The organism is Rathayibacter sp. AY2B5 (genome assembly GCF_002931645.1).
Classification (GTDB): Bacteria; Actinomycetota; Actinomycetes; order Actinomycetales; family Microbacteriaceae; genus Rathayibacter.
In genome coordinates, this window is sequence record NZ_PSUE01000034.1 from 1 (window position 1) to 23572 (window position 23572).

Genomic DNA, 23572 nt, shown 5'->3' on the forward strand with positions numbered 1-23572 from the left:
ACGGTCCGCGGCGGGCGGGTCTGTGGCGGGCCGGTCCGCGGGGGAGGAGCCGGTCGTCGGCTGCGCGGGGTCGACGGGGTCCGCGGAGGAGGGGCTCGAGGAGCGGCGGTCGGAGGCGCCGGATCCCGCACCGGGAGCGGAGGAGTCCGCAGTCGCCGCCGCATCCTCCGCGGGCGAGGCGGCGGTCGGCGTCGACACCGCTTCCGGGGCGGTCATCGCCTCGGGCGCGAGTGCGGCGGAGGCGAACACCACGGAGAGCACGAGGGTCGTCGTCGGGACGAACGCGGCGAGAGCGCGGGTGGTGCGGGTCACGGACGGTCCAGTTCTGCGGGCTTTGCGATGCGCCCGCCTGTGATTACTACCAGGAGCGTGAAGAGCTCTGCACCCCCGCTTCCGGGTGGAGTGCCGCGGAGCGCGCCAGCGGGCTCGGCCATGCTCGTGCGCCCACCTCCTCGACGAGGCGGCGCTGAGCCGGATCGATCAGACGACCGATCTCCTTCTCGGGGAGCGCCTGCGGGGGAGCGGCCGTTCCTTCTCGCCCGCGGAGATCGACGTGACGGCGCTCCCGCCCAGGCCCGGCACGTCCTTCGGCATCTGGTGCCCTGAGCCGCGCACATCGAGCCCGCACTCGCCCTGCGCGTCGGATGATGCGCCGCACACGCAGAGGAGGGAGCGCCCGCGGGCACCCCCTCCTCCGTCACGGCCGGTCGACCGGCCGCCGTGCGCTCAGCAGACGCGGGCCGGGTAGGCCACCGTCTGCGCGAGGGTCTCGGAGCCCGCCGTGGCGGTCACCGTCACCTGGCTGCCCGGCATGCTCGCGAGGCGGGTGGTGAACGCGGCCGATCCGCTCGCACCCGCGGCCACCGCGGTGACCGTCTTCGAGCCGTAGGCCGAGGCCATCGCGACGTCGATCGGAGCGGTGCCGCCGTTCTTGGCGAGGACCGTCAGCACCGCCTTCCCGGCGACGCAGCGCGACGTCACGGTCACCGGCACCGTCAGCGCCGGGGCGGCCGCCTCGGGGACGACGATCTCGCCGATCTTGAGGAACGAGCCCGGCGTGGAGAAGGTCAGCTTCAGGCCGGTGGCCGAGACCGCCGCGAACGGGATCGTGGTCAGCGTGCCGTTCGCCGCCGGAGCGACGTTCTGCGCGGTGGTCGGCTTCCAGGTGCCGTCCTCGGCGCGGTAGGCCACGCTCACCGACGCCAGGGTGCCCTCGGTGTTGGTGAAGGTGAGCCCGGCGACGCGGTGCGCCTCGGTGTTCGTCAGCGTGAACTCGGCGCTGCCGGCGAAGGTTCCGTCGGTCCAGGTCGACCAGGGGGTGCTCACGTTGCCGTCGCAGGCGTTCTTCGCGGGGAGGGTCGCGTACTTCGTCTGGCTGAACGACGCCGAGACCGCGGCTCCGGGAACGCGGCAGACGTTCGTCGGCGGCGCGGTGCCCCAGATCTGCACCTCCGAGACCGACTGCCACGTGTTCGCCGCGCTGGTGAGGTGCAGGCGGAGGCCCGTGGTGTCGGGCAGGGAGGACAGGTCGAGGATCGCCGTCGGGGCGGATCCGGTCGCGGCCTGGCTGAGGGTGGTGGCGACCGAGGAGGTCGTCCATGCGCCGTTCACCTGGTACTCGACCTCGATCCTCGAGGGCCAGGTGGCGGTCGCACCGTCCTTGTAGGTGCTGACCGTCACCGAGTCGAGGTTCTGCGCCGCGCCCCAGGAGAAGGAGAGGCGGCTGTCGCGCGGGTAGCCGGCCGAGGACCAGTCGTCCCAGCCCTTGCCCTTGACGTCGCCGTCGATGAGCTTGCCGGCGAGGTCCGTGCGGCTCGAGACCGCGACGGACGCTCCGGGAGCGAGGTTCGCGATGCCCGGCTCCGCCACCTCGATCGTGCGGGTGAAGCGGCGGCCGGAGGAGAATCCGGCGTCGGCGGCGAGCGTGCCCGTCACCTGCACCGTGCCGAGCTCGGCGGGGCCGGGGGCCGCCCAGGTCACGGCGACGTCGCGGGTCGAGCCGTTGCTCGCGACCGAGACCGTCGAGGGGAGCGCGGCGGCGATGTCGGCGCCGCGGCGGACCTGCTTCGGCAGACGGGCGTCCACGACCGACCAGACGCCCTCGCCGACCCCCTTGTCGTCCCAGTAGGAGAGGTTCCAGCCGGATCCCCAGCGCGCCGGGTCCTCCTGAGCCGGATTCCGCATCTCGAGGCGGCCGTTCTCACCGACCGTCATCGGGAGCCAGACGTAGGTCGAGTCCGACTTGCCCTCGTTCCAGCGGTCGCCCATGTAGACGTACTTCCCGGGAGCGAGGGTGAGGACGTTCGTCGACTGCGAGCCGAAGGTGGTCTTGCGGGAGTCGCCGATCGAGAGCAGGCCGTCGCCGCCCTCCGGGATCGCGTTGTAGGCGACGTTCTCGTCGGCGTCGCCCTTCTCGACTCCGCGGGTCCACGCGCCGAGGATCGAGTCGGCGGTGTAGTAGGTCTGCGGGTTCGGCGCCCAGCCGGTCGCCCCGGAGGCGATCGTGTAGTACTTGCCGCCGTTGGCGAAGATCGCGGGCGCCTCGAGGTGTCCGCATTCCTTGACGATCTGGAAGTCGGTGCCGCGCACCGGTGCTCCGGCCGCACCGTCGGCGAAGACGTAGGGGTACGTCCCGTCGGCCGAGTACTGGTTCGCGTCGAGGGTGTCGGTCGTGGTGGTCCGCTCGACGTTGGTGTAGTCGGCGTCCAGCTTCGCCACGTAGAGCGAGTAGTTCTCCTCGGAGGAGTAGGAGATGTACGCGGTGCCGTCCTCGTCCTGGAAGACGGTCATGTCCCGCGCCTGCCCGGGAACGGCGGAGGTGGTGCAGGCCTTGTAGTCCGTGCGGTTGTAGAGGCGGTAGACGCCCTGGAGCGTGAAGGGCCCGGTCGGGCTGTCCGAGACGGCGACTCCCGCCATCGAGCGCGCGTAGGTGCTGCCGCCCGGGGTGGTCCGGCCGTCGGAGTGCCACCACATGACCCACTTGCCGGTCTTCTCGTTGAAGAGGACTTTGGGGCGCTCGAAGATGGCGGTGTTCGGCGAGGCCTGCGTCGTGTCGAGGTGGTAGTCGAGCTCCGCGATGCGGTCGGCGCGAGGGGCTCCGGAGTCGTCGACGGTGTCGTAGAGCGCGTCGAAGTAAGGGGCCTCGAGGTCGGCCGGAGCCGAGACGCTGCGGAGCGCGGTGCCCTTGTTCTCCCAGTTGTGGCCGTCGGTGGAGCGGTAGACCGCGACTCCGGGGCTGTTCCAGTAGCCCTTCGTGCGGTCCTCGCCGTACCAGTACTGGACCTGCTGACCGCCCTCCTCGACGGTGACGATCTGGCCGCCGTGCGCCTGGATGTGGCGGCCGTCGGTGTCGTACCAGTAGGGCTGGAAGTAGCCGGCCGCGGTGCTGCCCGGGTCCTGGACCGCCGGGTAGTCGGTGTAGGTCACGGGCGTCGAGGTGCGCGGCACTCCGTCGTCGGGATCCGTGGCCACGGCGGCCGAGGCCGACTGCGCTCCTGTTCCCAGGAGTGCTGCGACGAGCAGCGCGGTCACCGCCGCGGCGGCCGCTCGTGGTCGAGACGTCATGCTGTGCTCCTTTGCACCGGGGACTTCGCGCATGTTCACGCAAACATCAGGCTTCCACGAGGCTCTGATGACGTCAACATCCTGATCGACCGACGGCCGGGCGTCGGACGGCCGCCCGGGCTCCGTCTTGGCCGCTCAGCGCTCCGGCGCGAACGCCCCGCCCGGGCCGAAGGCGAGCTCCGCGAACCGGCGGCCGATGAGCTCGTGCGCTTCCGGATCCGGGTGCAGGCCGTCCGGGAGCGGGAGCCGCTGGGCGTCGTCCGGCCCGTAGAGCGCGAGCCCGTCGAGCAGTCGCAGGTCCGGGTCGTCGGAGCGCGCGGCGACGACCTCGGCCAGCGCCTCGCGGACGATCCGCAGGGTCAGCCGTCCGTTCGCGGTGTCGCCCGGGTCGCCGGTCGCGACGAAGCGCGGCGCCCCGGTCGTGAAGGACGCGGGATCGACGTCGCCCGGCCCCGGCGTGTCCTCGTGGATCCCGCAGAAGAGCGGAGTGACGAGGAGCAGCGGCGTCGCGGGATGGCCCTCGCGGATCGTGTCGAGGAAGCCGTGCACCGCCGGCACGAAGGTGCGGCGGCGCATGCCGTCGAGGTTCACGAGGTTGATGCCGAGCGCGACACTGATCAGGTCGGCAGGATTGTCCCGCATCACGCGAGCGGTGAAGGGGTCGACGAGTGCGCTCCCGCCGAAGCCGAGGTTCACCAGGCGGGCGCCGCTCGCCCGGGCGGCCACGGCCGGCCAGATGCCCGAGGGGCGCGCCGCGTTCGAGCCCTGGCTGATCGAACTGCCGTGGTGCAGCCAGACGGGGCCGGAGAGCGGCGCGGGTTCGAGCGGTGCGTCGGAGCGCAGGGCCACGAGGTCCACCGCCTCGTTGTGCGGGAGGAGCAGCTCCACGCGAGACGGCCCGGCCGGGAGGTCGAGCCCGACCGTGTCGAGAGGTCCGGGGAGGAGGGCCCGGTCACCGGTCGCGAGGTCGAATTCGATCGCGTCGCCTCCGGTGAGCGCGTGGGAGGCGGTCATCTCGCCGTCGACGACCGCGTCGACTGCGCCGCGCGGCCGGGGCAGCCCCCGATAGGCGACCCGTGTCGCGTGCACGTCGAGCTCGATCCGTCGCGCCTCGGTGACGAAGGAGATCCGGACACCCGAGGGCTGCGCCTCCATCAGCAGGAGCTGCGCATCCGCATCGCGCTCGCGGACCGCGCGGGGGAGGCGGTGCGGCCGGACTCCGCGGGGCACCTCCTCCAGCTCGATCGCGCCGTCGACGAGCCGTTCGGTGAGGGGTGTGCTGATCATGCGGGGATGTCCTTCCGGCGGGTCCAGTGGCTGAAAAGAAAGTGCAGGCAGGCGAGGAGCTCGCTCCACGACTGCGCGGGGGTCGGGCTGCTGTGCGCGAAGCTCCCGAGCCGTTCGAGGGTGAGGAAGCCGTTCAGAGCGGCGCCCGTCACTCGGACGGCGTGCACCCGGTCCTCGGCGGGGATCGCGTAGCCGAGGAGGACCGCATCTGTGAGCTGCACGACGCGGCGGGCGGCCGGGGCGGCGACCGCGTCCGGCCCCGCAGTGCGCTGCAGCGACTCCCACAGGCCCGGCCGCTCGCGCGCGAAGGAGCGGTGGGCGTCGGCGAAGCCGTCCAGCGCCTCCCGGGCGGAGCGTCCGGCGATGGCGACGGCGATGCGGTCGGACAGCTCGTCGAGGGCCAGGACCGTGACGCCGTCGCGGAGTGCGGCGAGATCGCGGACGTGCGTGTAGAGGCTCGGCGTCTGCACCTCGAGCGAGCGGGCGACGGCGGCCAGGGTCACGGCGGCGAGACCATCGGCGTCGGCGATCGCGGCGGCGCGATCGATGACGGCGGAGCGGGTGAGGGAGCGACGGGGCACGCGTTGATCCTAATACCCCTAGGTATTCACATATGGACATTCGGAAGCTCCGACGCCCGAACCGCGATCGCCCCCGAGCCGGAGGGCTCGAGGCGATCGAACGTGCGGTGCGGCCTAGCCGCCGACCGCCTGGCGAGCGCTATCGAGCCCGCTCAGTTCTTCCGGATATCGATCTCAGGGCTGCGAGGATCTCGCGCGCTCGAGGATGGCCGCGATCACGGCGGACTTCGCCTCGGCGTAGTCGTTCCCGTCCTCCCAGCGCCGGAGGAGGAGAGACGCCTTCGTGCTGCGGTAGAGCTCGCGGTCGGCCGGGTCGGTGCGCAGCCGGTCGCGCAGGAGGAGGTACGCGTCGATCGCGGGATGACCCTCCTCGTAGATGTGGACGTGGGCGTCCCGTCCGGGCGTGCGGACGAGCCGGTGCCCGGGCTCGCGGGTGCGCAGGACGTAGCCGGCCTCGAGCAGCGGCGCGACGTGGTCCTCCTCCGCCGTGACGTCGGGCACGACGACCAGCACGTCGACGATCGGCTTCGCGGGCAGGCCCGGGACGGAGGTCGAGCCGATGTGCTCGACACGCACGCCCGGGACGGCCCCGAGGATGCGCCGCCGGTGCTCCTCGAACAGGGCGGACCACTCGGGGTCGTGCTCGTGCAGGGCGAGCTCGAGCGGCTCCGGTCCACCGACGAGCTCGACGGAGACGACGTCAGGGCGGCTGGGGGAGCGGTGCGGAGTCACCGGGTCATCCTGCCAGGGGTGCCGCAGGGCGGGTGCGGTTCACTGGAGCGGTGAGCACCCTCCTCGTCACCGCGCACCCCGACCGCGACTCCCTCACCGCCGCCCTCGCCCGGCGGCTGCGGGAGGAGCTCGGCCCCGACGGAGTGGAGACGGCCGACCTCGACGCCGAGGGCTTCGACCCGCGGTTCGGCGCGGCCGACCGGGACCGCTACCGCGGTGTCGGCCCGGTTCCCGACGACGTCCTCCGCGAGCAGCGCCGGCTCGACGGCGTGGACCACCTCGTGCTCGTCTTCCCCGTCTACTGGTGGTCGATGCCCGCGCTGCTGAAGGGCTGGATCGACCGCGTCTTCCTCGCGGGCTGGGCCTTCGACATCGACCCCGTCCACGGCACGCAGCGCAGGCTCGGCGCTCTGGCCGTCCACCTCGTCCTCGTCGCGGGGGACTCCGCCGGGGCCTACGAGCGGCACGGCTACGAGCAGGCGCTGCTGACGCAGATCCAGCACGGGATCATCGACTACTGCGGAGCCCGGCGCGGCGGGGCCGTCTTCGTCCACGAGTCCGAGCGCGAGGACGACGCGAGCCGCAGGGCGGCGGTCGAGGACGCGGTCGAGCGGACCGTGGAGGCGATCAGGGCTGATCCGCCCGTAGCGCTCCGGTGACGAGGGCCTGCACGAGGGTGTCGGCGTCGTAGTCCGGATCGTGGGCGGCGCCGATGCAGAGGTTGCCGATGCCCTTGAGGAGCATGTAGCCGCTGAGGCTCGACGCCGGGATCCGGGCGGGTCGTGCCGCCTCGAGCAGGTCGCCGCAGACGGGGACGAGCCGCTCCACGAAGTAGGCGTGCAGGGCGTCGGATCCGGCGCTGTCGCCCTGGAGCGCACCGGCGAGGCCGTGCTTGGTCACCAGGAGGTCGACGAAGTGGGCGACCCAGGCCCGGAGGGCTGCCTCCGGGGTCGCGCTGTCGGCGAGCAGCCGTGGGCCCGCCTCCGCGCAGGCCTCGACCTGGTGGCGGTAGACGGCGACCACGAGCTCCGAGCGGGTCGGGAAGTGCCGGTAGATCGTCCCCACGCCGACGCCGGCCTCCGCCGCGATCTCGCGGACCGGCGCGTCCACGCCGGAGGCCACGAACACCGTCGCCGCGGCGGCGAGCAGTGCGTCGCGACTCGTCCGCGGTCGGCCGGGCGTGCGGGGCACACGGTCGCTCATCTGTTCTCCTTGCTTTTCGGAGCTGCGCTCCGTAATATCTCCGAGCGCAACTCCACCACATTCCGGAGCAGTGCTCCGCAATGTTCCGGAGCAGCGCTCCGACGATTGTGCCAGAGCGCCGCCCCCCAGGAAGGACCCTCGTGCCCACTCCGCTCCTCGACTCGTCGACCCCCGGTGAGCACCGCCCGATGTGCGCGGTCCGCACGGCCGAGCGCGACCCCTCTCGATTCATCGCGAACGGCCCGTCGCCGAAGGGCGGACGGGCCGTTCGCGACGGATGAGCGGAGCGGGTCCTGCCGTCAGCGCGGGGCGCGCAGCCCGGCGAGCGGGCCGTCGTGCAGCGGCTCCGTCTCCCAGCGGACGCGGGCGGTGCGGTCGGGAGCGAGCTCGACGTGCAGGCGGTGCGGGGTCTCGAGGAACACGACGTCGACCAGGACTCCGTCGCCCGAGGGTCCGGCGCTCGCCGCGAACGGCCCGTCGACGGTCCAGGCTCCCGCGCCGGGCGTCACCGTGAAGCGCTCGTCGCCCTCGGTCAGCGCGAGCGTCCAGCCGCCCTCGTCGGCCGTCACCTCGACGGCGTCGGGCCACGATCCGACCGGCGTGTAGCTCCCGGTCGCGGGGGAGGCGCCCTCGAGCGGGGGCAGGGCGAGCTCCGACAGCCGGTCGGCCAGTCGGGCGTCGGCCTCCGCCGTGGACCCGCGGCCGACGGCGGGGAGCAGGTGCTCCCAGGCGAGCGCGAGCAGCGTCTGCGTGTCCGAGGTCTGGCCGGTCAGCGCGATCACGAGCTCGTGCTCGGGCACGATCAGGCTGAACTGCCCGTACGCGCCGTCCGCGCGGTAGCCGTGCAGCGACCGCCAGAACTGGAAGCCGTAGCCCTGCTGCCAGTCCGGTCCGCCGTCCTCGTGGGTCGGGACGTGCGCGCGGGACGCCTCGGCGACCCATTCCGGCGAGAGGATCCGCCGGTCGCCCCAGCGCCCCTCCTGCAGGTACAGCAGTCCGAGCGCAGCTGCCGCCTCGGTGGTGGCGTGCAGCCCGCTGTAGCCGAGCTCGCGCCCCGAGTCGTCGCGATGCCAGGCGACCTCGCCGATGCCGAGCGGATCGAGCAGGCGCGGGCGCAGGTAGTCGGTCAGCGACTGCCCGCTCACGCGTTGAACGATCGCGGCGGCGGCGAAGGTGCAGGGCTGGTTGTAGGCGAAGACGCTGCCCGGCTCCTGCTCCGGCGGGAGGAGGAGGAAGCCGCGCACCAGGTCGGCCGGGTCCGTCTCCTCGGCGCGGTCGATCGTCTCGGCGGAGTGGCCGCTCGCCATCGCGAGGACGTGGCGGACGCGGATCGCACGCGAGCGCGGGTCGGTGATCTCGTCGTCGAGCTCGGGGAAGTACGAGAGGACGGTGGCGTCCAGGTCGACCAGGCCCTCGGCGACCGCGAGGCCGACGGCGGTCGCGGTGAAGCTCTTGCTCAGCGAGTAGAAGAGGTGCAGCCGCTCGGCCGAGTACGGCGCCCACCAGCCCTCGGCGACGACGTCGCCGCCCTGCACGACCATCAGGCCGTGCAGCTCGACGCCGGGAGCGGCCTCGACCCCTTCGACGAAGGCCAGCACTCCCTCGGCGTCGACGGAGCGGGCGGACGGGGTGCTTCTCGGCAGTGAGCGCGTCATCCTCCGATGCTACGACCGGCGCGGCGCCGCCTCCGCCCGGGCAGGTGGCGGCGCCGCCTAGGCGGTCGGCTCGGCGGGGAAGGGCCCGAGGCCGAGCAGGAAGCGGAGGATCGCGTCGGCCGGCACGCGCAGGGCGGGGCCGGAGCCGAGCTCCCACTCCGCGTCGGTCGGAGCGAGGGTGCGACCGCGGACGGCGGCGCGGATCGCGAGCGGCGCGCGCTGCAGGCGGTCCAGGGCCACCCCGCCGGTGATGCGGGAGGAGAGGGCGAGCGGCTCGGGGGAGAGGGCGAGCTCGACGCGGACGACCTCGACCAGCTCGGCGACCGAGCGGGGACCGGCGCCGGCGCGGCGAGCGGAGGCGAGAGCGGCCAGGGCCGGGGCGATCTCGGCGGCAGGGGGAGGGGAGGAGGCCTCGCGGGCGCCCATCCGCGTCGCGAGGCGCTGGCCGGTGCTGCTCGAGAGCCGCACGACGAGCTCTCCGAGCAGGGCGTCCCGGGAGACGGCACTGGCCGCCTCGCCCTCCGTGGTGGAGGGCGAGGCGGCCAGGACGGCGAGGCGGTCGAGCCTCTCGGCGACGAGGGGGCGCCAGTCGTTGCTGACGCCCGTCTCGTCGACCGAGGGCCCGGTGCTCAGCGGCAGGAACCGCGACCAGTCGGGCACGACCGCAGGGCCTAGCGTCCGCCCGAGCGGCGCTTGTTGTAGACGTCGAAGGCGACCGCGAGCAGGAGCACGAGGCCCTTGACCGCCTGCTGCCACTCGATGCCGATGCCCATGATCGACATTCCGTTGTTCAGGACGCCGATGATGAGGCCACCGATGATCGCGCCGCCGATGGTGCCGACGCCGCCCTGGACCGCCGCGCCGCCGATGAACGCGGCCGAGATGGCCTCGAGCTCGAAGCCGTCGCCCGCCTTCGGGCCGGCGAGGTTGAGTCGCGCGGTGAAGACGAGGCCGGCCAGCGCCGCGAGGACGCCCATGTTGACGAACAGCCAGAAGGTGACGTTGCGGGTCTTGATGCCGGACAGCTCCGCGGCGTGCAGGTTGCCGCCGATCGCGTAGACGTGGCGGCCGAAGACGGAGCGGTTCATGACCACGCCGTAGATCAGGACGAGCACGGCGAGCACGATCAGGGTGACCGGGATGCCCTTGAAGGTGGCCAGCGCGAAGGAGAAGGCCGCGATCACGACGGAGACGAGGACGAGCTTGGTGACGAACCAGGCGCCCGGCTCGACGCTCTGCGCGTACTTCTGGCGGCCGCGGCGGGTGCGCACGGACTGCACGGCGAAGGCGACGATCGCGAGCGCGCCGATGACGAGCGACAGCGGGTCGAGGTCGGTCTCGCCGAACAGGTCGGTGAGGAAGCCGTTGCCCAGCGCGCGGTACTCGGTCGGGAAGGAGCCGATGTTCGCGTTGCCGAGGACGACGAGCGCCAGGCCGCGGAAGATCAGCATGCCCGCCAGGGTCACGATGAACGCCGGGATCCCGACGTACGCGATCCAGAAGCCCTGCCACGCGCCGACCAGGGCGCCGATGAGGAGGGAGAGGATGATCGACAGCCACCACGGGAGACCCATGTTGACCGCGAAGACGCCCGAGATCGCTCCGACGAACGCCGCGACCGAGCCGACCGAGAGGTCGATGTGCCCGGCCACGATGACCATCACCATGCCGATGGCGAGGATCAGGATGTAGCCGTTCTGGACGATCAGGTTCGAGATGTTCTGGGGGCGGAGGAGGATTCCGCCGGTCATCACCTCGAACAGCAGCACCACCACGATGAGGGCGATGAAGATGCCGTTCTTGCCGAGGTCGCCCAGCACGTGGCTGAGGCGCTTCGTGAAGGCGTTCTCGGTGGGCTTCACCTGCGCACCGGCCGCGGTGGACGGTTCGTTCTGCAGATCGGTCATCGTTGCTTCTCCTGGGTCATGAGGGTGAGGACCGCCTCGGGCGTCGCCTCGGCGATGGGCAGCTCGCCCGTGATCCGGCCCTCCGACAGCGCGTAGACGCGGTCGCAGATGCCGAGCAGCTCCGGCAGCTCGGAGGAGATGACGATGATCCCCTTACCCTGCGCCGCGAGCCGGTTGATGATGGTGTAGATCTCGTACTTCGCACCCACGTCGATGCCGCGGGTGGGCTCGTCGAGGATGAGGACGTCCGGGTCGGAGTAGATCCACTTCGACAGGACGACCTTCTGCTGGTTGCCGCCGGAGAGCTTCCCGGTCTTGGCGAGCACGGTCGGCGACTTGATGTTCATGCTGCCGCGGTACTCGTTGGCGACCTCGAACTCGCGGTTGTCGTCGACGAGTCCGCCGCGGGCGACCTTGTCGAGCGACGCGAGCGAGATGTTCCGCTTGATGTCGTCGATGAGGTTGAGGCCGTAGTGCTTGCGGTCCTCGGTCGCGTAGGCGAGCCCGTGGGCGATCGCCTCCGAGACGTTGCGGATCTTGATCTCCTTGCCGGCCTTGAAGACCTGGCCGGAGATGCGGCTGCCGTAGGAGCGGCCGAAGAGGCTCATCGCGAACTCGGTGCGCCCGGCGCCCATGAGCCCGGCGATGCCGACGATCTCGCCGCGGTGGACCGACAGGTTGACCTTGTCCACCATGACGCGGGTCGGGTCCTGGGGGTGGTGGGCCGTCCAGTCGACCACGCGCAGGATCTCCTCGCCGATGTGCGGCGTGTGGTCCGGGTAGCGGTGGTCGAGGTCGCGGCCGACCATGTCCTTGATGATGCGGTCCTCGGTGACGTCGTCGTGAGCGATCGTCTCGATGGTCTTGCCGTCGCGGATGACCGTGACGGTGTCCGCGATCTTCTTGATCTCGTTCAGCTTGTGGCTGATGATGATCGACGTGATGCCCTGCTCCTTGAGGTGCAGGATCAGGTCGAGCAGGTGGTCCGAGTCCTCGTCGTTCAGGGCCGCGGTGGGCTCGTCGAGGATGAGCAGCTTGACCCGCTTGGAGAGCGCCTTCGCGATCTCGACGAGCTGCTGCTTGCCGACTCCGATCTCCATGATCTTGGTGGTCGGGTTCTCGCGCAGACCCACGCGGGCCAGCAGCGCCGCGGCCTCCTGGTTGGTCTTGTTCCAGTCGATCAGGCCGCCGAAGCCGCGCACCTCGTTGCCGAGGAAGATGTTCTCCGCGATGGAGAGGTAGGGGCTGAGGGCCAGCTCCTGGTGGATGATGACGATGCCCTTCGCCTCCGAGTCGCGGATGCTGGAGAACTGCATCACCTCGTCCTCGAAGACGATGTCGCCCTCGTAGGTGCCGTGCGGGTAGACGCCCGACAGGACCTTCATCAGCGTCGACTTGCCGGCGCCGTTCTCCCCGCAGATCGCGTGGACTTCGCCGCGCTGTGCGTTGAGCGTGACGTCCTGGAGCGCCTTCACGCCCGGGAACGTCTTGGTGATGCCGCGCATCTCGAGGATGTTCGAGGTCACGCCGCCTCCCTTCCTTCGTAGTGGGGGAGGGCGCCCAGTGGGCGCCCTCCCGGGGTGTTCCTTCTCGGGTGAGGAGAGAGGACTAGCCGTTCACTTCCGCGTCGGTGTAGTAGCCGCCGTCGACGAGGACGGACTGGATCTGGTCCTTGGTGACGATGACCGGCTCGAGCAGGAAGGACGGGACGACCTTCTTGCCGTTGTCGTAGGTGTCGGTGTCGTTGACCTCGGGCTCGGTGCCCTCGAGCACGGCCTGGGCCATCTTCACGGCCTCCTTGGCGAGCTCGCGGGTGTCCTTGTAGATGGTCGCGTACTGCTCGCCGGCGATGATCGCCTTGACGGAGTCGAGCTCGGCGTCCTGACCGGTGATGATCGGGAAGTCGGAGCCGACGGTGTAGCCGGCGTCGGTCAGAGCCGAGATGATGCCGCGGCTGAGGCCGTCGTAGGGCGAGAGGACGCCCTGGACCTTGGAGCCGTCGGAGTACGTCTTGGTGAGGATGTCCTCCATGCGGCTCTGGGCGACCTCGCCGTCCCAGCGGAGCGTGGCGACAGTGTTGAAGTCGGTCTCGCCGGACTTCACGACGAGCGTCTTGTCGTCGATGTACGGCTGGAGGGTGTCCATCGCGCCGTTGAAGAAGAACGTGGCGTTGTTGTCGTCGGGGCTGCCGGCGAACAGCTCGACGTTGAACGGGCCGGCGGGGGCGTCGGCGGCCTTCGCGCCGGTGAGGTCGGTGAGACCGAGGCCCGCGAGGAGCGAGGTGGCCTGCTGGACGCCCACCTTGTAGTTGTCGAACGTGGCGTAGTAGTCCACGTTCTCGGAGTCGCGGATGAGGCGGTCGTAGGCGATGACGGGGATGTCGTTGGCCTTGGCCTCCTCGAGCACGCTCGTGAGGGTGGTGCCGTCGATCGAGGCGACGATCAGGGCCTTGGCGCCCTTGGTGATCATGTTCTCGAGCTGCGAGACCTGGGTGGGGATGTCGTCCTCGGCGTACTGCAGGTCGACCTGGTAGCCGGCCTCCTCGAGCTGCGACTTGACGTTGTTGCCGTCAGCGATCCAGCGCTCGGACGACTTGGTCGGCATCGCGACGCCGACGAGGCCGCCGTCGCCGGATCCCGAGCCCGAGCCGCCACCGGTTCCGGAGGAGCAGGCGGCGAGGGAGAGGATCATCGCTCCGCCGGCGATGCCGGCGATGAGAGCGCGCTTCATTGTGGTCACTGTGATTCCTTCGTCATTGAATGCAGTGGATGCAGGGCCGCCCTCGGGATCGGGGCGGAGATGTGATGCCATGTGAGCGATCACATTGCGTCATGCTAGACCCGACGGCGCCGTTCGTGTCAACGCGCACGTCTCGACTCGGTAACGGGACACCCGCGGCGCTTCGTCCGCTCTCGGAGCGGTGCTGTCAAGGGTCCCCGGCCCCGGAAGGGAGCCGGAGCCGTCGGCGTTGCGTCCAGCACTGTCGAAAGGACGCACACCATGACGAAGACCTGGTTCATCACCGGCGCCTCGAAGGGCTTCGGCCGCGAGTGGGCCGAGGCGGCGCTCGAGCGCGGCGACTCGGTCGCCGGCACCGCCCGCCGGATCGAGACCCTCGACGCCCTCGTCGAGGAGTACCCCGACACGTTCCTCCCGCTGACCCTCGACGTGACCGACCGCGCGGCCGGCTTCGCCGCCGTGCAGGCCGCGGCCGAGCGGTTCGGCCGGCTGGACGTCGTGATCAATAACGCCGGCTACGGGCACTTCGGCATGATCGAGGAGCTCACCGAGGAGGAGGTCCGCGCGCAGCTCGAGACCAACGTCTTCGGCGCCCTCTGGATCACCCAGGCCGCGCTGCCGATCCTCCGCGAGCAGGGCTCGGGCCACATCGTCCAGGTGTCGAGCATCGGCGGCATCAGCGCGTTCCCCTCGATCGGCGCGTACCACGCGTCGAAGTGGGCGCTCGAGGGCTTCACCCAGTCGCTGGCCGCCGAGGTCGCCGGCTTCGGGATCCACGTGACCCTCGTCGAGCCCGGCGGGTACTCGACCGACTGGTCCGGTCCCTCCGCGTCGCGCAGCGAGCCGATCGCCGCGTACGACGAGGTCCGGGAGGCAGCGAGCCGACGCCCCTCCGCCGCTCAGCAGGGCGACCCGCGGGCCTCGCGCCTCGGGATCCTCGCGGTCGTGGACGCGGACGAGCCGCCGCTGCGGATCTTCTTCGGGCGCGCGCCGCTGGGCATCGCGACGGCGGACTACGAGTCGCGCCTCGAGACCTGGAAGCGCTGGAACGACGTGTCGATCGCCGCTCACGGCGAGTGATCCAGGGCGGTCGCGGCGCGAGGGCGTCGCGGCCGCCGGTCAGCGCGAGGCGGTGACGCTCGCGCTCCGGGGGACGGCCGTGGATCCGCGGACGACCAGCTGCGGAGCGATCGGCGCCGCCTTCTCCGGCCGGTCGCCCTCGATCAGGCTGAGCAGCGCGGCCACGCACCGGCGTCCGAGCTCCACGAAGTCCTGGCGGACGCTGGTCAGCGGCGGCCAGTAGAACGCCGCCTCGGGGATGTCGTCGAAGCCGATGACGCTGACGTCCTCCGGCACGCGGACCCCGCGCTCGTGGAACGCGCTCATCAGTCCGAGTGCCATCTGGTCGTTCCCCGCGAACACCGCGGTGAAGTCGAGGAAGCGCGAGAGCTCGAGGCCCACGCGGTGGCCGCGCTCGGCGCTCCAGTCGCCGAGCAGCGGCGGGCGCAGCGGGATCGAGCGGTGGTCGAGCTCGGCGAGGTAGCCGCGCATCCGCGCCTCGGCCTCGATCCAGTCCTGCGGGCCGGCGAGGTGCACGATCTCGGTGTGCCCGAGGTCGATCAGGTGCCCGGTGGCGATGCGGGCGCCGGCCATCTGGTCGACGTAGAGCGCGTCGTCGCGGTCGTCCTCGCTCGTCTGCAGCGTCACGTGCGGGATGCGCAGCGCGACTCCGGAGAGGATGTCGAAGACGCGGATCTGCGGGGCGACGACAACGAGGCCCTCGACCGCCTGGTTGAGCAGATGCCGGATCCCGGCCTGGATCGACGCGCCGTCGGTGCCGTCGACGTTGGCCGTGACGACGAGGTAGCCCGCGTCGCGCGCCGCCACCTCGATGGCCTGGATGCTGGAGGCCGGACCGTACTGCAGGCTCTGCGAGGACAGCACGCCGACGGTGCGGGTGCGGCTGGTGACCAGTGCCCGCGCGGCGAGGTTGGGGCGGTAGTCGAGCTCGGCCATGACCTCGAGCACGCGCTTCTTCGTCTCGGCGCGGAGGCTCGGGTGGTCGTTCAGGACCCGGGAGACGGTCTGGTGCGAGACGCCGGCCGCGCGGGCGACGTCGTAGATGCTCGGCGCCCGCGACGCGGGCTTGTCTTCCGGCATCGGGCACCGCGGCTCTCTGTGATCGGCGCCTCCGACGCAGGACCGGGGCACCCTCACGGGCGGCTCGCCCGTCCGCGGGCGCGTGTGAGCACACTTTACGTCCCTCGGCGCGGGGGCCTGCACACCGACGGAACCTCGACGGCTCGGACGGGTGCCGCTCCCGGATCGGCCGGACGTTCCGGCACCGCTGGTGCGGGCGCGCCGGAACGACGCGATCCGCGCCTCCGCCCCGCGGTCGTCGCAGCGGGTGGTCGCCGCGGTCGGGTCAGCCGTCGAAGACCTCGGCCGAGGCGAAGGCCGCATCGGAGCGGAGCACGGCGACGAGGTCCACGGGACAGTCCTCGAAGGCCGTCCTCTCCGGACCGGGAGGCGTGTGCGCTCGGAAGTCGACGACGGATCCCTGGGGCGCGACGGCGTCGGGCGATCACAGGCGCCACCCTGCGGTCCGGGGTACTTTCCCGCGTGTGAACGACAGCGACGAGAAGTCCGGGAGAGGCTGGCGCATCGATCTCGGCGAGCCGCCGGAGAGCGTGTCCGGCGATGTCGTCGACGCTCTCGATAAGGTGTCCGCGGAATTCGCGGCATTCCGGAGCGGGACTTCCGGCGAGGGCGGAGAAAGGGCCGCGGCCCTCCGCGGAGCCGCCCGACTCGGGGCCGGAGAGCACCGGCTCGCCGTCGCCTCGGGGCTGACGCGGGAAGGCGTCCGCGCCTTTCTCGCGGGGGGATGACAAGCCGTCGGAGAGGCGGTTCCCCCGTGCCTCGACAAGCCGGCGCCGAAGGAAGAGAAAGGCCTCGAGAAGGCGCGGCATCCGGAGAGATCGGAGACGACGAATGGACGACGAGGAGTGGGCTCGGTACCTTCTCGCGATGAAGCGCCGAGCACCGACGGATCAGGACGGCGCGACCGCGGAACGGCGTGACGCGATGGTGGCGGCCGTCCTGCGGGAGCTCGACGGGGTCGATCCGTACGGACTCGAGCCGGGTCGCGAGGACGGCGCTCCCCGCGACGAGTACGCGTCTGAGGCGGCCCCGATCGCGAGCATCCTCCTGCGCCGAGGACGGATCACCGGCGAGGAGCTCGACGCCGTCTGGCGGTTCTGGTTCGGCGAGCCGCTGAGCGCCCTGCTCGGCGACGGCTTCGCCCCGCTCCTGGCGCGGCTCGACCGGCTCGCTCCTCCCTCGGCGGAGGACTGACGGGCGTCGGGTTCCGGCGGCGGACCGGCCGCGATCCCGGCGTCCCGTATCGCTCCGCCCAGCTCCGCCTAGCTCCGCCTAGCTCCGCTCGCGGAAGAAGCGGATGAGCTCGCGCAGCGCCGGGAGCGTCGCGCTCTCGGCCTCGGTGTCGTCGAGGTCGTCGAAGGAGGTGCGCAGCCCGGCGGCCTCGGCGTCGGCGGCGGACTCGAACGCCATCGACCACTCCGGGAACAGCCGCTCCCGGATCGGCTCCTCGAGGAGGGTGCGCAGCTGCGCGTGGCGCTCGTCGGCGGCGATGACGGCCATCCGCTCGCGCAGGACCGCGTCCGGCCCCTCGAGCACCTGGAGGAATCGGCCGTCGCGGTGCAGGAGCATGCCGGTCAGGCCGAGGCGCTCGTTGTTCGCGCGGCACTGGGCGAGCAGCGCGGGGAGGTCGGCGTCCGTGAAGCCGGCGGAGGTGCGGCTGGAGTAGACGAGGGAGAGCATGGCGTCCGTTCCGGGTGGGGGAGGCGGGCGCCTCCGCTCCCAGTGGACCACCGACAGCGCCTCCCGCACGGCCACTTCCGCCGGCGGCGGCAGGCTGCTAGAGCTAGCCGACCGTGATCGGAGCGGCGGACGGACGGGTGCCCTGCCGCATCCAGACGAAGAAGCCGACCAGGGTGAACGCGCCGTAGAAGACGTACATCAGCCCCGACGCGTAGTAGCCGGCCGAGAACAGCAGCGGCACGCCGACCAGGTCGACGGCCACCCAGATGAGCCAGAACTCGGTCCAGCCCTTCGCCATGCCGTAGGTGGCGAGGACGGAGCCGACGAAGATCCACGCGTCGCTCCAGACCGGCTCGTAGGAGCCGAGCGCGCGGAACACCGGGGTCAGCACCGCGGTGCCGCCGACCATCCCGAGCACCAGCAGGCCGCGGGTGCGCCACGACGCCCAGCGCGGCTCGATCAAGGTGGTCGAGTCGTCGGGGCGGTGGGTCCACCGGTACCAGCCGTAGACGCTGACCAGGATGAACATCACCTGCCGCCCGGCCTGGCCGAGCAGGTTGACGGGGTTGGGAGTGCCGAACAGGGCGCCCATGAAGACCGTGAACAGCAGCACGTTGCCGATGAGGCCGACGGGCCAGGCCCAGACCTTCCGCCGCATCCCGCCGAGGGCGCTGAGGAGCCCGAAGACGTTGCCGATGACCTCCCGCCAGAGGACGGTCTGCTCGCCGATGACGATCTGCGCGTCGAACAGCCAGTGCACGAGGTCCACGAGGCCTTCTTCCTGAGTCGGGATGCCGGGTGGTGCAACCCTGCCCCATCCCGGCCCATTCCCGTCGCGGGCTGATGAGGGCGCCGCGCTCGGACCACGCTGGATCCCGCTCCGGGGCGGGGAGCGCGACCGGCGCCCCGCTGTGCCGCCGCGACCGTAGGCTGGCGGGATGACGTCCCGGGTGCGACTCCTGCTGGCCTCGTCGCACCCCGGGCCGACCGTGACGGTCACCGTGCTGGCGACCGTGATCGCGGCGGCGTCCGGGCATCCGCTCGGGCAGGTCGTGCTGGTGGCGCTCGCCGTGCTGCTCGGGCAGCTCTCGATCGGGCTCGCGAACGACTGGATCGACGCCGATCGCGACCGCGCGGTGGGGCGCACCGACAAGCCGGTCGCGCAGGGGCTGATCGGCGTGGGCGCCGTCCGCGCCGCCGCACTGGGGACGGCGGCGGCCGCCGTGGTGCTCTCGCTGCTGCTCGGACCGGTCGCCGCGGTCGCGCACCTGGTGCTGGTCGCCGCGGGCTGGGCCTACGACGCGGGGCTCAAGCGCACGGTCTGGTCGGTCGCTCCCTTCGTGGTCGCCTTCGGGCTGCTGCCGGTGGTGGCGGTCGCGGCGGGCGACGGCCGGCTCCCCGCCTGGTGGGCGATCGCGACCGGCGCCGTGTTCGGCATCGCGATCCACTGCACGAACGTGCTCCCCGACCTGGTCGACGACGAGGCCACCGGGGTCCGCGGCTTCCCGCACCGCCTCGGCCTGCGGCTCTCCGGAGTCGTCGCCTTCGGGTCGCTGGTGGTGGCCGCGCTGCTCGTGCTCGTCGGACAGCTCGTCGGCGACCAGCCGGTGCGCGGGACGGGCGTGGTGCTCGCGGTGATCGGGACCCTCGCGGTGGTCGTGCTCGCCGCGGCGGGCATCCGCCTGGTGCTGACCGGCCCGCCCACGCGCACCCTGTTCCGGCTGGTGATCGCGGCCTCGCTCGTGCTGGTGGTCGAGCTCGGGCTGGCGGGCGCGCGGCTGGTCGGCTGACCGGCCGCCCGCGACCTCAGGACCAGCGCATCGCGTAGACGCGGGCGAGCAGGTCCGAGGTCGGCAGGGCGAGGGCGGTGCGGAGGAACGCCTCGCGGCCGCGGTGCGCGAGCGTGCCGAGCGGGCGTCCGAGCGCCATGTTCGCCTCCGCCTGCCGCGCCGCGCGCCGGGCCGCGGTGGTGCGCCGCCGGGCGAAGCCGGGCCAGGGGCCGGCCTCGCCGCGGCGCACGGCACCGGCCAGGAGCGGGGCGAGTTCGGCGGCGTCGAGCCAGCCGAGGTTCATGCCCTGCCCGCCGATCGGACTGATCTCGTGCGCGGCGTCGCCGATGAGTACGACGCGGCCGACGCCCATCCGCTCGGCCTCGCGGCGCCGCACCTGGAATCCGCTGAGCATCGTGCAGGTGTCCGGGTCGGCGTCGGCGCCCGTCCGGTCGCGGACAGCGGCGGCCAGGGCGCGCGCGGCCTCCTGGTCGGGGGCCTCCTCGGGCCGCCAGGCGGGGGCGCCGAGGGAGCGGTCGGGGCCGCTCAGGGCGACGTACCGGCGCCGGCCGCCCGGCAGCGGGAAGGACTCCACCACTCCGGCCGGGCCGACGTCGACCAGCGCGGTGCCGGTGAGACCGCCGGGCTCGGGGTCGGCGAAGTCGCCCATCACGTAGCGGTCCGGGTAGTCGCGGCCGGTGGTGCGGATCCCGAGCAGGTCGCGGACGGTGCTGCGGGCGCCGTCGGCTCCCACGACGAAGGCGGTGCGGACGAGTACCGGCTCGCCGCCCGGTCCGGTGCCGGTCGCCTCGACGGTGGAGCCGCGACGGAGCAGGCCGGTCAGCGCGACCCCGGGGCGCAGCGCGTCCGGGGACGCCGCCTCCAGGCGCTCGCGGAGGATCGCCTCGGTGCGGTGCTGGTCGAGGGTGACGACGTAGGGGTGCGTCGCGGAGGCGCGTGCGAACGAGAGCGTGCCGAGGGTGCGGCCCCGGCTGCGCGCGACGCCCTCGCGGACCCGGGTGGCCTCGGCCAGCACGGGAGCATCGGCGCCGACCGCCGCGAACGCGTCGAGCGACGGCGGATGGATGCCGATCGCCCGCGAGCCGCGCGGCACCGAGGAGCGCCGCTCCCACACCTGCACGTCCACTCCGGCCCGCGCCAGGAGCGCGCCGAGCAGGAGTCCGACCGGACCGCCGCCGACCACGAGCACGTCCGTCTCCGCTGTCACGGGTCGAGCCTAGGGAGCGGCGGCGCGGCGGGCGAGGGGGTGCGCTCGACCGCCGCGCGTGCTCAGGGTGCGAGCGGAGGTGTCAGAGCGCGTCGACAGCGGCGAGGATCTCCTCGGTCTCCGTGCGCGTCGTGTAGTCGACGTGCACGTCCGCTGTGCGGACGAGCCGGTCGGCGTCGACGACCAGGACGGTCGGGTACGGGACGGCCGGAGTGTCGTCGGCGTTGCTGTCCTTCACGGCGAAGCCGAGTGCGGTGTGCGCCTCCTGCGCGTCGCCGCTGGGGGCGGTGACGATGCCGAGAGCGCTCGCGAGCGTGTTGCCGGGGTCGGAGACGACGGTGAAGCCCAGGTCGCCGTTCGCGACCGCCGCGCGCGACCCGTCGGGGGTCTGCGGGCTGATCGCGACGAGGGCGACTCCGCGCGACGCGAGCTCGGGGGCGAGGGTCTCGTTGTAGTGCTTGAGCGTGATGTTGCAGTACGGGCACCAGGCTCCGCGGTAGAAGACGAGGACGGCCGGGCCCGCGCCGAGGACGTCCGCGAGGTCGACGGTGTCGCCGTCGACGGTCACGACGGAGGCGGCGGGGAGCGCGTCGCCGGCGGTGACGGCTCCGCTCGGGGCGCCGGCGGCGACGAGGTCGTCGCGCTCGCCGGAGAAGACGGCGGCGAGCTCGGGGCCGACCGTGTCGTCGAAGCCGACGGTGAACTCGTCGAGCTGGGTGCGGACGGAGGTGCTGGTCATCGGAAGTCCTTCGGTCGTGACGGTCATGGTCCCCCGTCCGGGAGCCTAGGCACGCGGGGGACCGGGCGCCGGGCGCCCGTCACGCGGCGTCACACGACGGCCGACGCGTGTCGGCCGGCGTGCGTGGGACCGGCCCCGTCGCTCCGTCACTCCGGGGCGACGACCAGCTCGCCGCCGGCGCAGCGCGAGACGCACGGCATGATCCAGCGGTCCTGCTCCTCGGGGGTCAGCACCAGGTCGCGGTGCTCCGCCGTCCCGCCGACGAGGCGCAGGCGGCAGGTGCCGCACGTGCCCGACTCGCAGGAGGAGTCGACGTCGATCCCGGAGGAGCGGAGCGCGGTGAGGAGCGAGCGGTCGGCCGGGACCTCCACGACGGCTCCGGTCGGCTCCCAGACGGCGGCGAAGGGAACGGCCCGGTCGCCGACGGTGTCGACGCCCGCGAAGTCCTCGACGTGGATACGGCTCGGGCGCCAGTGCATCGTGAGGGCGAGGACCTCGTCGATCAGCGCGGACGGACCGCAGCAGTAGATCCGGGTGTCGTCGTCGGGCTCGGCGACGAGCGGCCATAGGTCGAGCCGGCCGTGGATCGCACTGTGGTGCACGAGGGAGCCGTCGGCGGAGAACTCGTCGAGCCACGCGGTGTCCTCGGGGGTGCGGCTGAGGTAGACGACCTGCACGGCCGATCCCTGCGCCCGGAGCTCGGCGGCCATCGCGCGGATTGGGGTGACCCCGATCCCGCCGGCGATCAGGAGGTAGCGGGCGGCGGGCCGGAGGGCGAAGGTGTTCGCGGGCGGCGCGGAGGAGAGGACATCGCCGACGCGGACGTCGTCGTGGAGGCTCCGCGATCCGCCCCGACCCCCGGGCTCGCGGCGCACCGCGATCGCGTAGTGCGACGGCTCCGCGGATCCCGGCTCGACGAGGCTGTAGCTGCGGCGCTCGCCGGAGGGGGTCGTGAGCGTGAGGTGCGCGCCGGCGGAGTAGCCGGGCAGCGGGGCGCCGTCCTCGCTCCGCAGCACGAAGCGGGTGACGGCCGGGGTGAGCGCCTCGCGCTCGGCCACCACGAGCCGCAGCTCAGCCACGGAGCACCAGCTCGTCGCCCACGCCGAGCGTGCCGCCGTCGAGGACCTCCGCGTAGACGCCGAGGAGCTCGTGGCCGTAGGTCTCGTGCAGCAGGCGAGGGACCGGCAGGTCGCGCCGACCGGTGCCCGGCTCGACCTCGGTCGCGGCGCACCGCTCGGTGGCCTTCGTGATCCGCAGCCGCAGCCCGCCCGCGGTGAGCTCGCGGCCGAGCAGCTCGAGCTCGCTCCACGCGGGCAGCCCCTCGAGGTGGATGTTCCCGCGGAACCGCAGCGGATCGACGCTCCGGCCGGTGCGCTCGGCGAGGTCGCGGACGCTCGCCAGGTTGATCAGCGAGACGTACTCCATCTCGATGTCGGAGTTGTGGGCCGTGTCGGTGTAGCGGCGCCCCGCGTCCTGGGCGATCACGGGCTCGACGCCGGGCGGCAGGTCGAGCACGCGGGCGGCGAAGGAGCGCAGTGCGGCCCGGCCGTCCTCCGCGCCGAGGTCGGCGGAGAGGACCCGGTGGCCGCGGACGTCGACGGTGAGCACTCCGCTGTCGGGGTCGAGGTGCGTGGTCAGGCCGGCGAGGCGCGCCTCGGCGACGAGCACGAAGTACTCGCGCTTGGAGATGCCGTGCCGCATGCCGGGCCGGTAGGCGCCGCCGGGGCGGGCGAGGGCGATCGTGCGGTCGAAGGGGACGCCGCGGCCGGCGGTGAGCTCGACGCGGGGGAGCGGCTGCGGGGTCAGGCCCTTCACCGGGTAGACGAAGAGGCCGTCCACGCGTGTCGTCATGCCCCCATCCTGGCGCATCGCCGGGAAGCCGGCAGGGCCGTCGCGGCGCAGCGGAGCGCGAGGAACGGACGCGGCGCCGTGCGGATCCTGCGAGGGCGGGCGGAGGGATCCGCTCCGGCGGGCCTCGTCAGTACTGGAGGGAGAGGCCGACCAGGGGCGGGACGACGAGCGCGCCCAGCTCGACGATCGCGACGCTCGCGCCGACGCCGAGCGTGACGGCCGAGAGCAGCCGGGCGCGGTCCTTCCGCGCGACGCCGATGACGCCGACGATCGCGGTCGCCGTCGCGAGCACGAGCATCGTGACCCCGAGGGCGGCGAAGAGCGCCCCGATCTGAGTGGTGTCGAAGCCGCCCTGGAACGCGAGGACCGGGATGGCCGTGGTGAGCGCGGTCCGCCCGATCTGCGCGAGGACGAGGACGATCGCGAGGACGAGGCCGACGATGCCGACGACGTCGCGGGGCCGGGGCTGGGGGGCGG

General features: G+C 72.5%; 24 protein-coding genes and 1 pseudogene. 6 read left to right on the forward strand and 19 right to left on the reverse strand.

Annotated elements, in window-relative coordinates; translation table 11 throughout:
- The 5 genes and pseudogenes from C5C30_RS15790 to C5C30_RS15810 all read right to left on the reverse strand — a co-directional run.
- Window positions 1-312: pseudogene (locus C5C30_RS15790) on the reverse strand (hypothetical protein); the annotation flags it as partial.
- Between the two features lie 414 nt (window positions 313-726).
- Window positions 727-3564, reverse strand: a complete 2838-nt coding sequence (locus tag C5C30_RS15795; protein ID WP_104334068.1) for a discoidin domain-containing protein — start codon at window positions 3562-3564, stop codon at window positions 727-729.
- Window positions 3565-3699: 135 nt separating this feature from the next.
- A complete protein-coding gene (locus C5C30_RS15800; RefSeq protein WP_104334069.1) occupies window positions 3700-4851 on the reverse strand; it encodes a GDSL-type esterase/lipase family protein in 1152 nt (383 codons plus the stop codon).
- A complete protein-coding gene (locus C5C30_RS15805) occupies window positions 4848-5432 on the reverse strand; it encodes a TetR-like C-terminal domain-containing protein (RefSeq protein WP_104224976.1) in 585 nt (194 codons plus the stop codon). The genes C5C30_RS15800 and C5C30_RS15805 overlap by 4 nt, the downstream gene beginning before the upstream one ends.
- Window positions 5433-5606: 174 nt before the next feature.
- Window positions 5607-6164 carry a GrpB family protein gene (locus C5C30_RS15810; protein WP_104334070.1) on the reverse strand — a complete coding sequence of 186 codons (558 nt, stop codon included), beginning with the start codon at window positions 6162-6164 and terminating at the stop codon, window positions 5607-5609.
- A gap of 50 nt (window positions 6165-6214) precedes the next feature.
- Here C5C30_RS15810 and C5C30_RS15815 point away from each other — a divergent pair, with 50 nt between their 5' ends.
- Complete coding sequence (locus C5C30_RS15815; RefSeq protein ID WP_104334071.1) at window positions 6215-6823, forward strand: NAD(P)H-dependent oxidoreductase; 609 nt, start codon at window positions 6215-6217, stop codon at window positions 6821-6823.
- Here the strand turns inward: C5C30_RS15815 and C5C30_RS15820 are convergent.
- Window positions 6792-7367 (reverse strand): TetR/AcrR family transcriptional regulator, encoded by a 576-nt coding sequence (locus C5C30_RS15820; RefSeq protein WP_104334072.1) that lies wholly within the window; start codon window positions 7365-7367, stop codon window positions 6792-6794. The genes C5C30_RS15815 and C5C30_RS15820 overlap by 32 nt on opposite strands.
- A gap of 140 nt (window positions 7368-7507) precedes the next feature.
- On the opposite strand from C5C30_RS15820, the gene C5C30_RS17825 reads away from it, so the two are divergent.
- Window positions 7508-7648, forward strand: coding sequence for a hypothetical protein (locus tag C5C30_RS17825; RefSeq protein WP_181131602.1), 141 nt, complete (start codon window positions 7508-7510; stop codon window positions 7646-7648).
- 18 nt (window positions 7649-7666) lie between these two features.
- Here the strand turns inward: C5C30_RS17825 and C5C30_RS15825 are convergent, their stop codons facing one another.
- The 5 genes from C5C30_RS15825 to chvE all read right to left on the reverse strand — a co-directional run bounded on the left by C5C30_RS15825 (window position 7667) and on the right by chvE (window position 13659).
- Window positions 7667-9022, reverse strand: coding sequence for a serine hydrolase (locus C5C30_RS15825; RefSeq protein WP_104334073.1), 1356 nt, complete (start codon window positions 9020-9022; stop codon window positions 7667-7669).
- Between the two features lie 57 nt (window positions 9023-9079).
- On the reverse strand, window positions 9080-9682 hold the full coding sequence (locus C5C30_RS15830; RefSeq protein ID WP_104234507.1) for a hypothetical protein: 603 nt from the start codon (window positions 9680-9682) through the stop codon (window positions 9080-9082).
- A gap of 11 nt (window positions 9683-9693) precedes the next feature.
- Window positions 9694-10929, reverse strand: a complete 1236-nt coding sequence (gene mmsB, locus C5C30_RS15835) for a multiple monosaccharide ABC transporter permease (protein WP_104227395.1) — start codon at window positions 10927-10929, stop codon at window positions 9694-9696.
- A complete protein-coding gene (mmsA, locus tag C5C30_RS15840) occupies window positions 10926-12455 on the reverse strand; it encodes a multiple monosaccharide ABC transporter ATP-binding protein (RefSeq protein ID WP_104256398.1) in 1530 nt (509 codons plus the stop codon). The genes mmsB and mmsA overlap by 4 nt, the downstream gene beginning before the upstream one ends.
- A gap of 82 nt (window positions 12456-12537) precedes the next feature.
- Entirely contained in the window at window positions 12538-13659 is a 1122-nt protein-coding gene (gene chvE / locus C5C30_RS15845) for a multiple monosaccharide ABC transporter substrate-binding protein (protein WP_104224984.1), read from the reverse strand.
- Between the two features lie 270 nt (window positions 13660-13929).
- Between chvE and C5C30_RS15850 the strand changes: the two genes are divergently transcribed.
- Window positions 13930-14748: an SDR family oxidoreductase gene (locus C5C30_RS15850; RefSeq protein ID WP_104261575.1), complete on the forward strand. Its 819-nt coding sequence runs from the start codon at window positions 13930-13932 to the stop codon at window positions 14746-14748.
- 39 nt (window positions 14749-14787) lie between these two features.
- Here the strand turns inward: C5C30_RS15850 and C5C30_RS15855 are convergent, their stop codons facing one another.
- Window positions 14788-15828: a LacI family DNA-binding transcriptional regulator gene (locus C5C30_RS15855; protein WP_104234510.1), complete on the reverse strand. Its 1041-nt coding sequence runs from the start codon at window positions 15826-15828 to the stop codon at window positions 14788-14790.
- 464 nt (window positions 15829-16292) lie between these two features.
- Between C5C30_RS15855 and C5C30_RS15860 the strand changes: the two genes are divergently transcribed.
- Both C5C30_RS15860 and C5C30_RS15865 read left to right on the forward strand, forming a co-directional pair.
- Window positions 16293-16556, forward strand: a complete 264-nt coding sequence (locus C5C30_RS15860; RefSeq protein WP_104227400.1) for a hypothetical protein — start codon at window positions 16293-16295, stop codon at window positions 16554-16556.
- Window positions 16557-16695: 139 nt separating this feature from the next.
- Complete coding sequence (locus C5C30_RS15865; protein WP_146081558.1) at window positions 16696-17022, forward strand: hypothetical protein; 327 nt, start codon at window positions 16696-16698, stop codon at window positions 17020-17022.
- 78 nt (window positions 17023-17100) lie between these two features.
- Here C5C30_RS15865 and C5C30_RS15870 read toward each other — a convergent pair whose 3' ends face one another.
- On the reverse strand, window positions 17101-17508 hold the full coding sequence (locus tag C5C30_RS15870) for a BLUF domain-containing protein (protein WP_104247727.1): 408 nt from the start codon (window positions 17506-17508) through the stop codon (window positions 17101-17103).
- A 103-nt stretch (window positions 17509-17611) separates the two neighbouring features.
- The gene (pnuC, locus tag C5C30_RS15875) at window positions 17612-18277 is read right to left on the reverse strand and encodes a nicotinamide riboside transporter PnuC (RefSeq protein WP_104227403.1); all 666 of its coding nucleotides are present in this window, start codon (window positions 18275-18277) and stop codon (window positions 17612-17614) included.
- Between the two features lie 169 nt (window positions 18278-18446).
- On the opposite strand from pnuC, the gene C5C30_RS15880 reads away from it, so the two are divergent.
- Entirely contained in the window at window positions 18447-19298 is an 852-nt protein-coding gene (locus C5C30_RS15880; protein WP_104227404.1) for a UbiA family prenyltransferase, read from the forward strand.
- 16 nt (window positions 19299-19314) lie between these two features.
- Here C5C30_RS15880 and C5C30_RS15885 read toward each other — a convergent pair whose 3' ends face one another.
- From C5C30_RS15885 to C5C30_RS17830, 5 genes are all read right to left on the reverse strand, one after another.
- Window positions 19315-20505 (reverse strand): NAD(P)/FAD-dependent oxidoreductase, encoded by a 1191-nt coding sequence (locus C5C30_RS15885; protein WP_104334074.1) that lies wholly within the window; start codon window positions 20503-20505, stop codon window positions 19315-19317.
- Window positions 20506-20587: 82 nt separating this feature from the next.
- Complete coding sequence (locus tag C5C30_RS15890) at window positions 20588-21244, reverse strand: peroxiredoxin-like family protein (RefSeq protein ID WP_104334075.1); 657 nt, start codon at window positions 21242-21244, stop codon at window positions 20588-20590.
- Between the two features lie 146 nt (window positions 21245-21390).
- Complete coding sequence (locus C5C30_RS15895) at window positions 21391-22323, reverse strand: PDR/VanB family oxidoreductase (protein WP_104269711.1); 933 nt, start codon at window positions 22321-22323, stop codon at window positions 21391-21393.
- A complete protein-coding gene (locus C5C30_RS15900; protein ID WP_181068112.1) occupies window positions 22316-23095 on the reverse strand; it encodes an MOSC domain-containing protein in 780 nt (259 codons plus the stop codon). Before C5C30_RS15900 ends, C5C30_RS15895 begins: the two co-directional genes overlap by 8 nt.
- A 127-nt stretch (window positions 23096-23222) precedes the next feature.
- On the reverse strand, window positions 23223-23572 hold a 350-nt coding region (locus tag C5C30_RS17830), incomplete at its 5' end, for a hypothetical protein (RefSeq protein WP_181027208.1).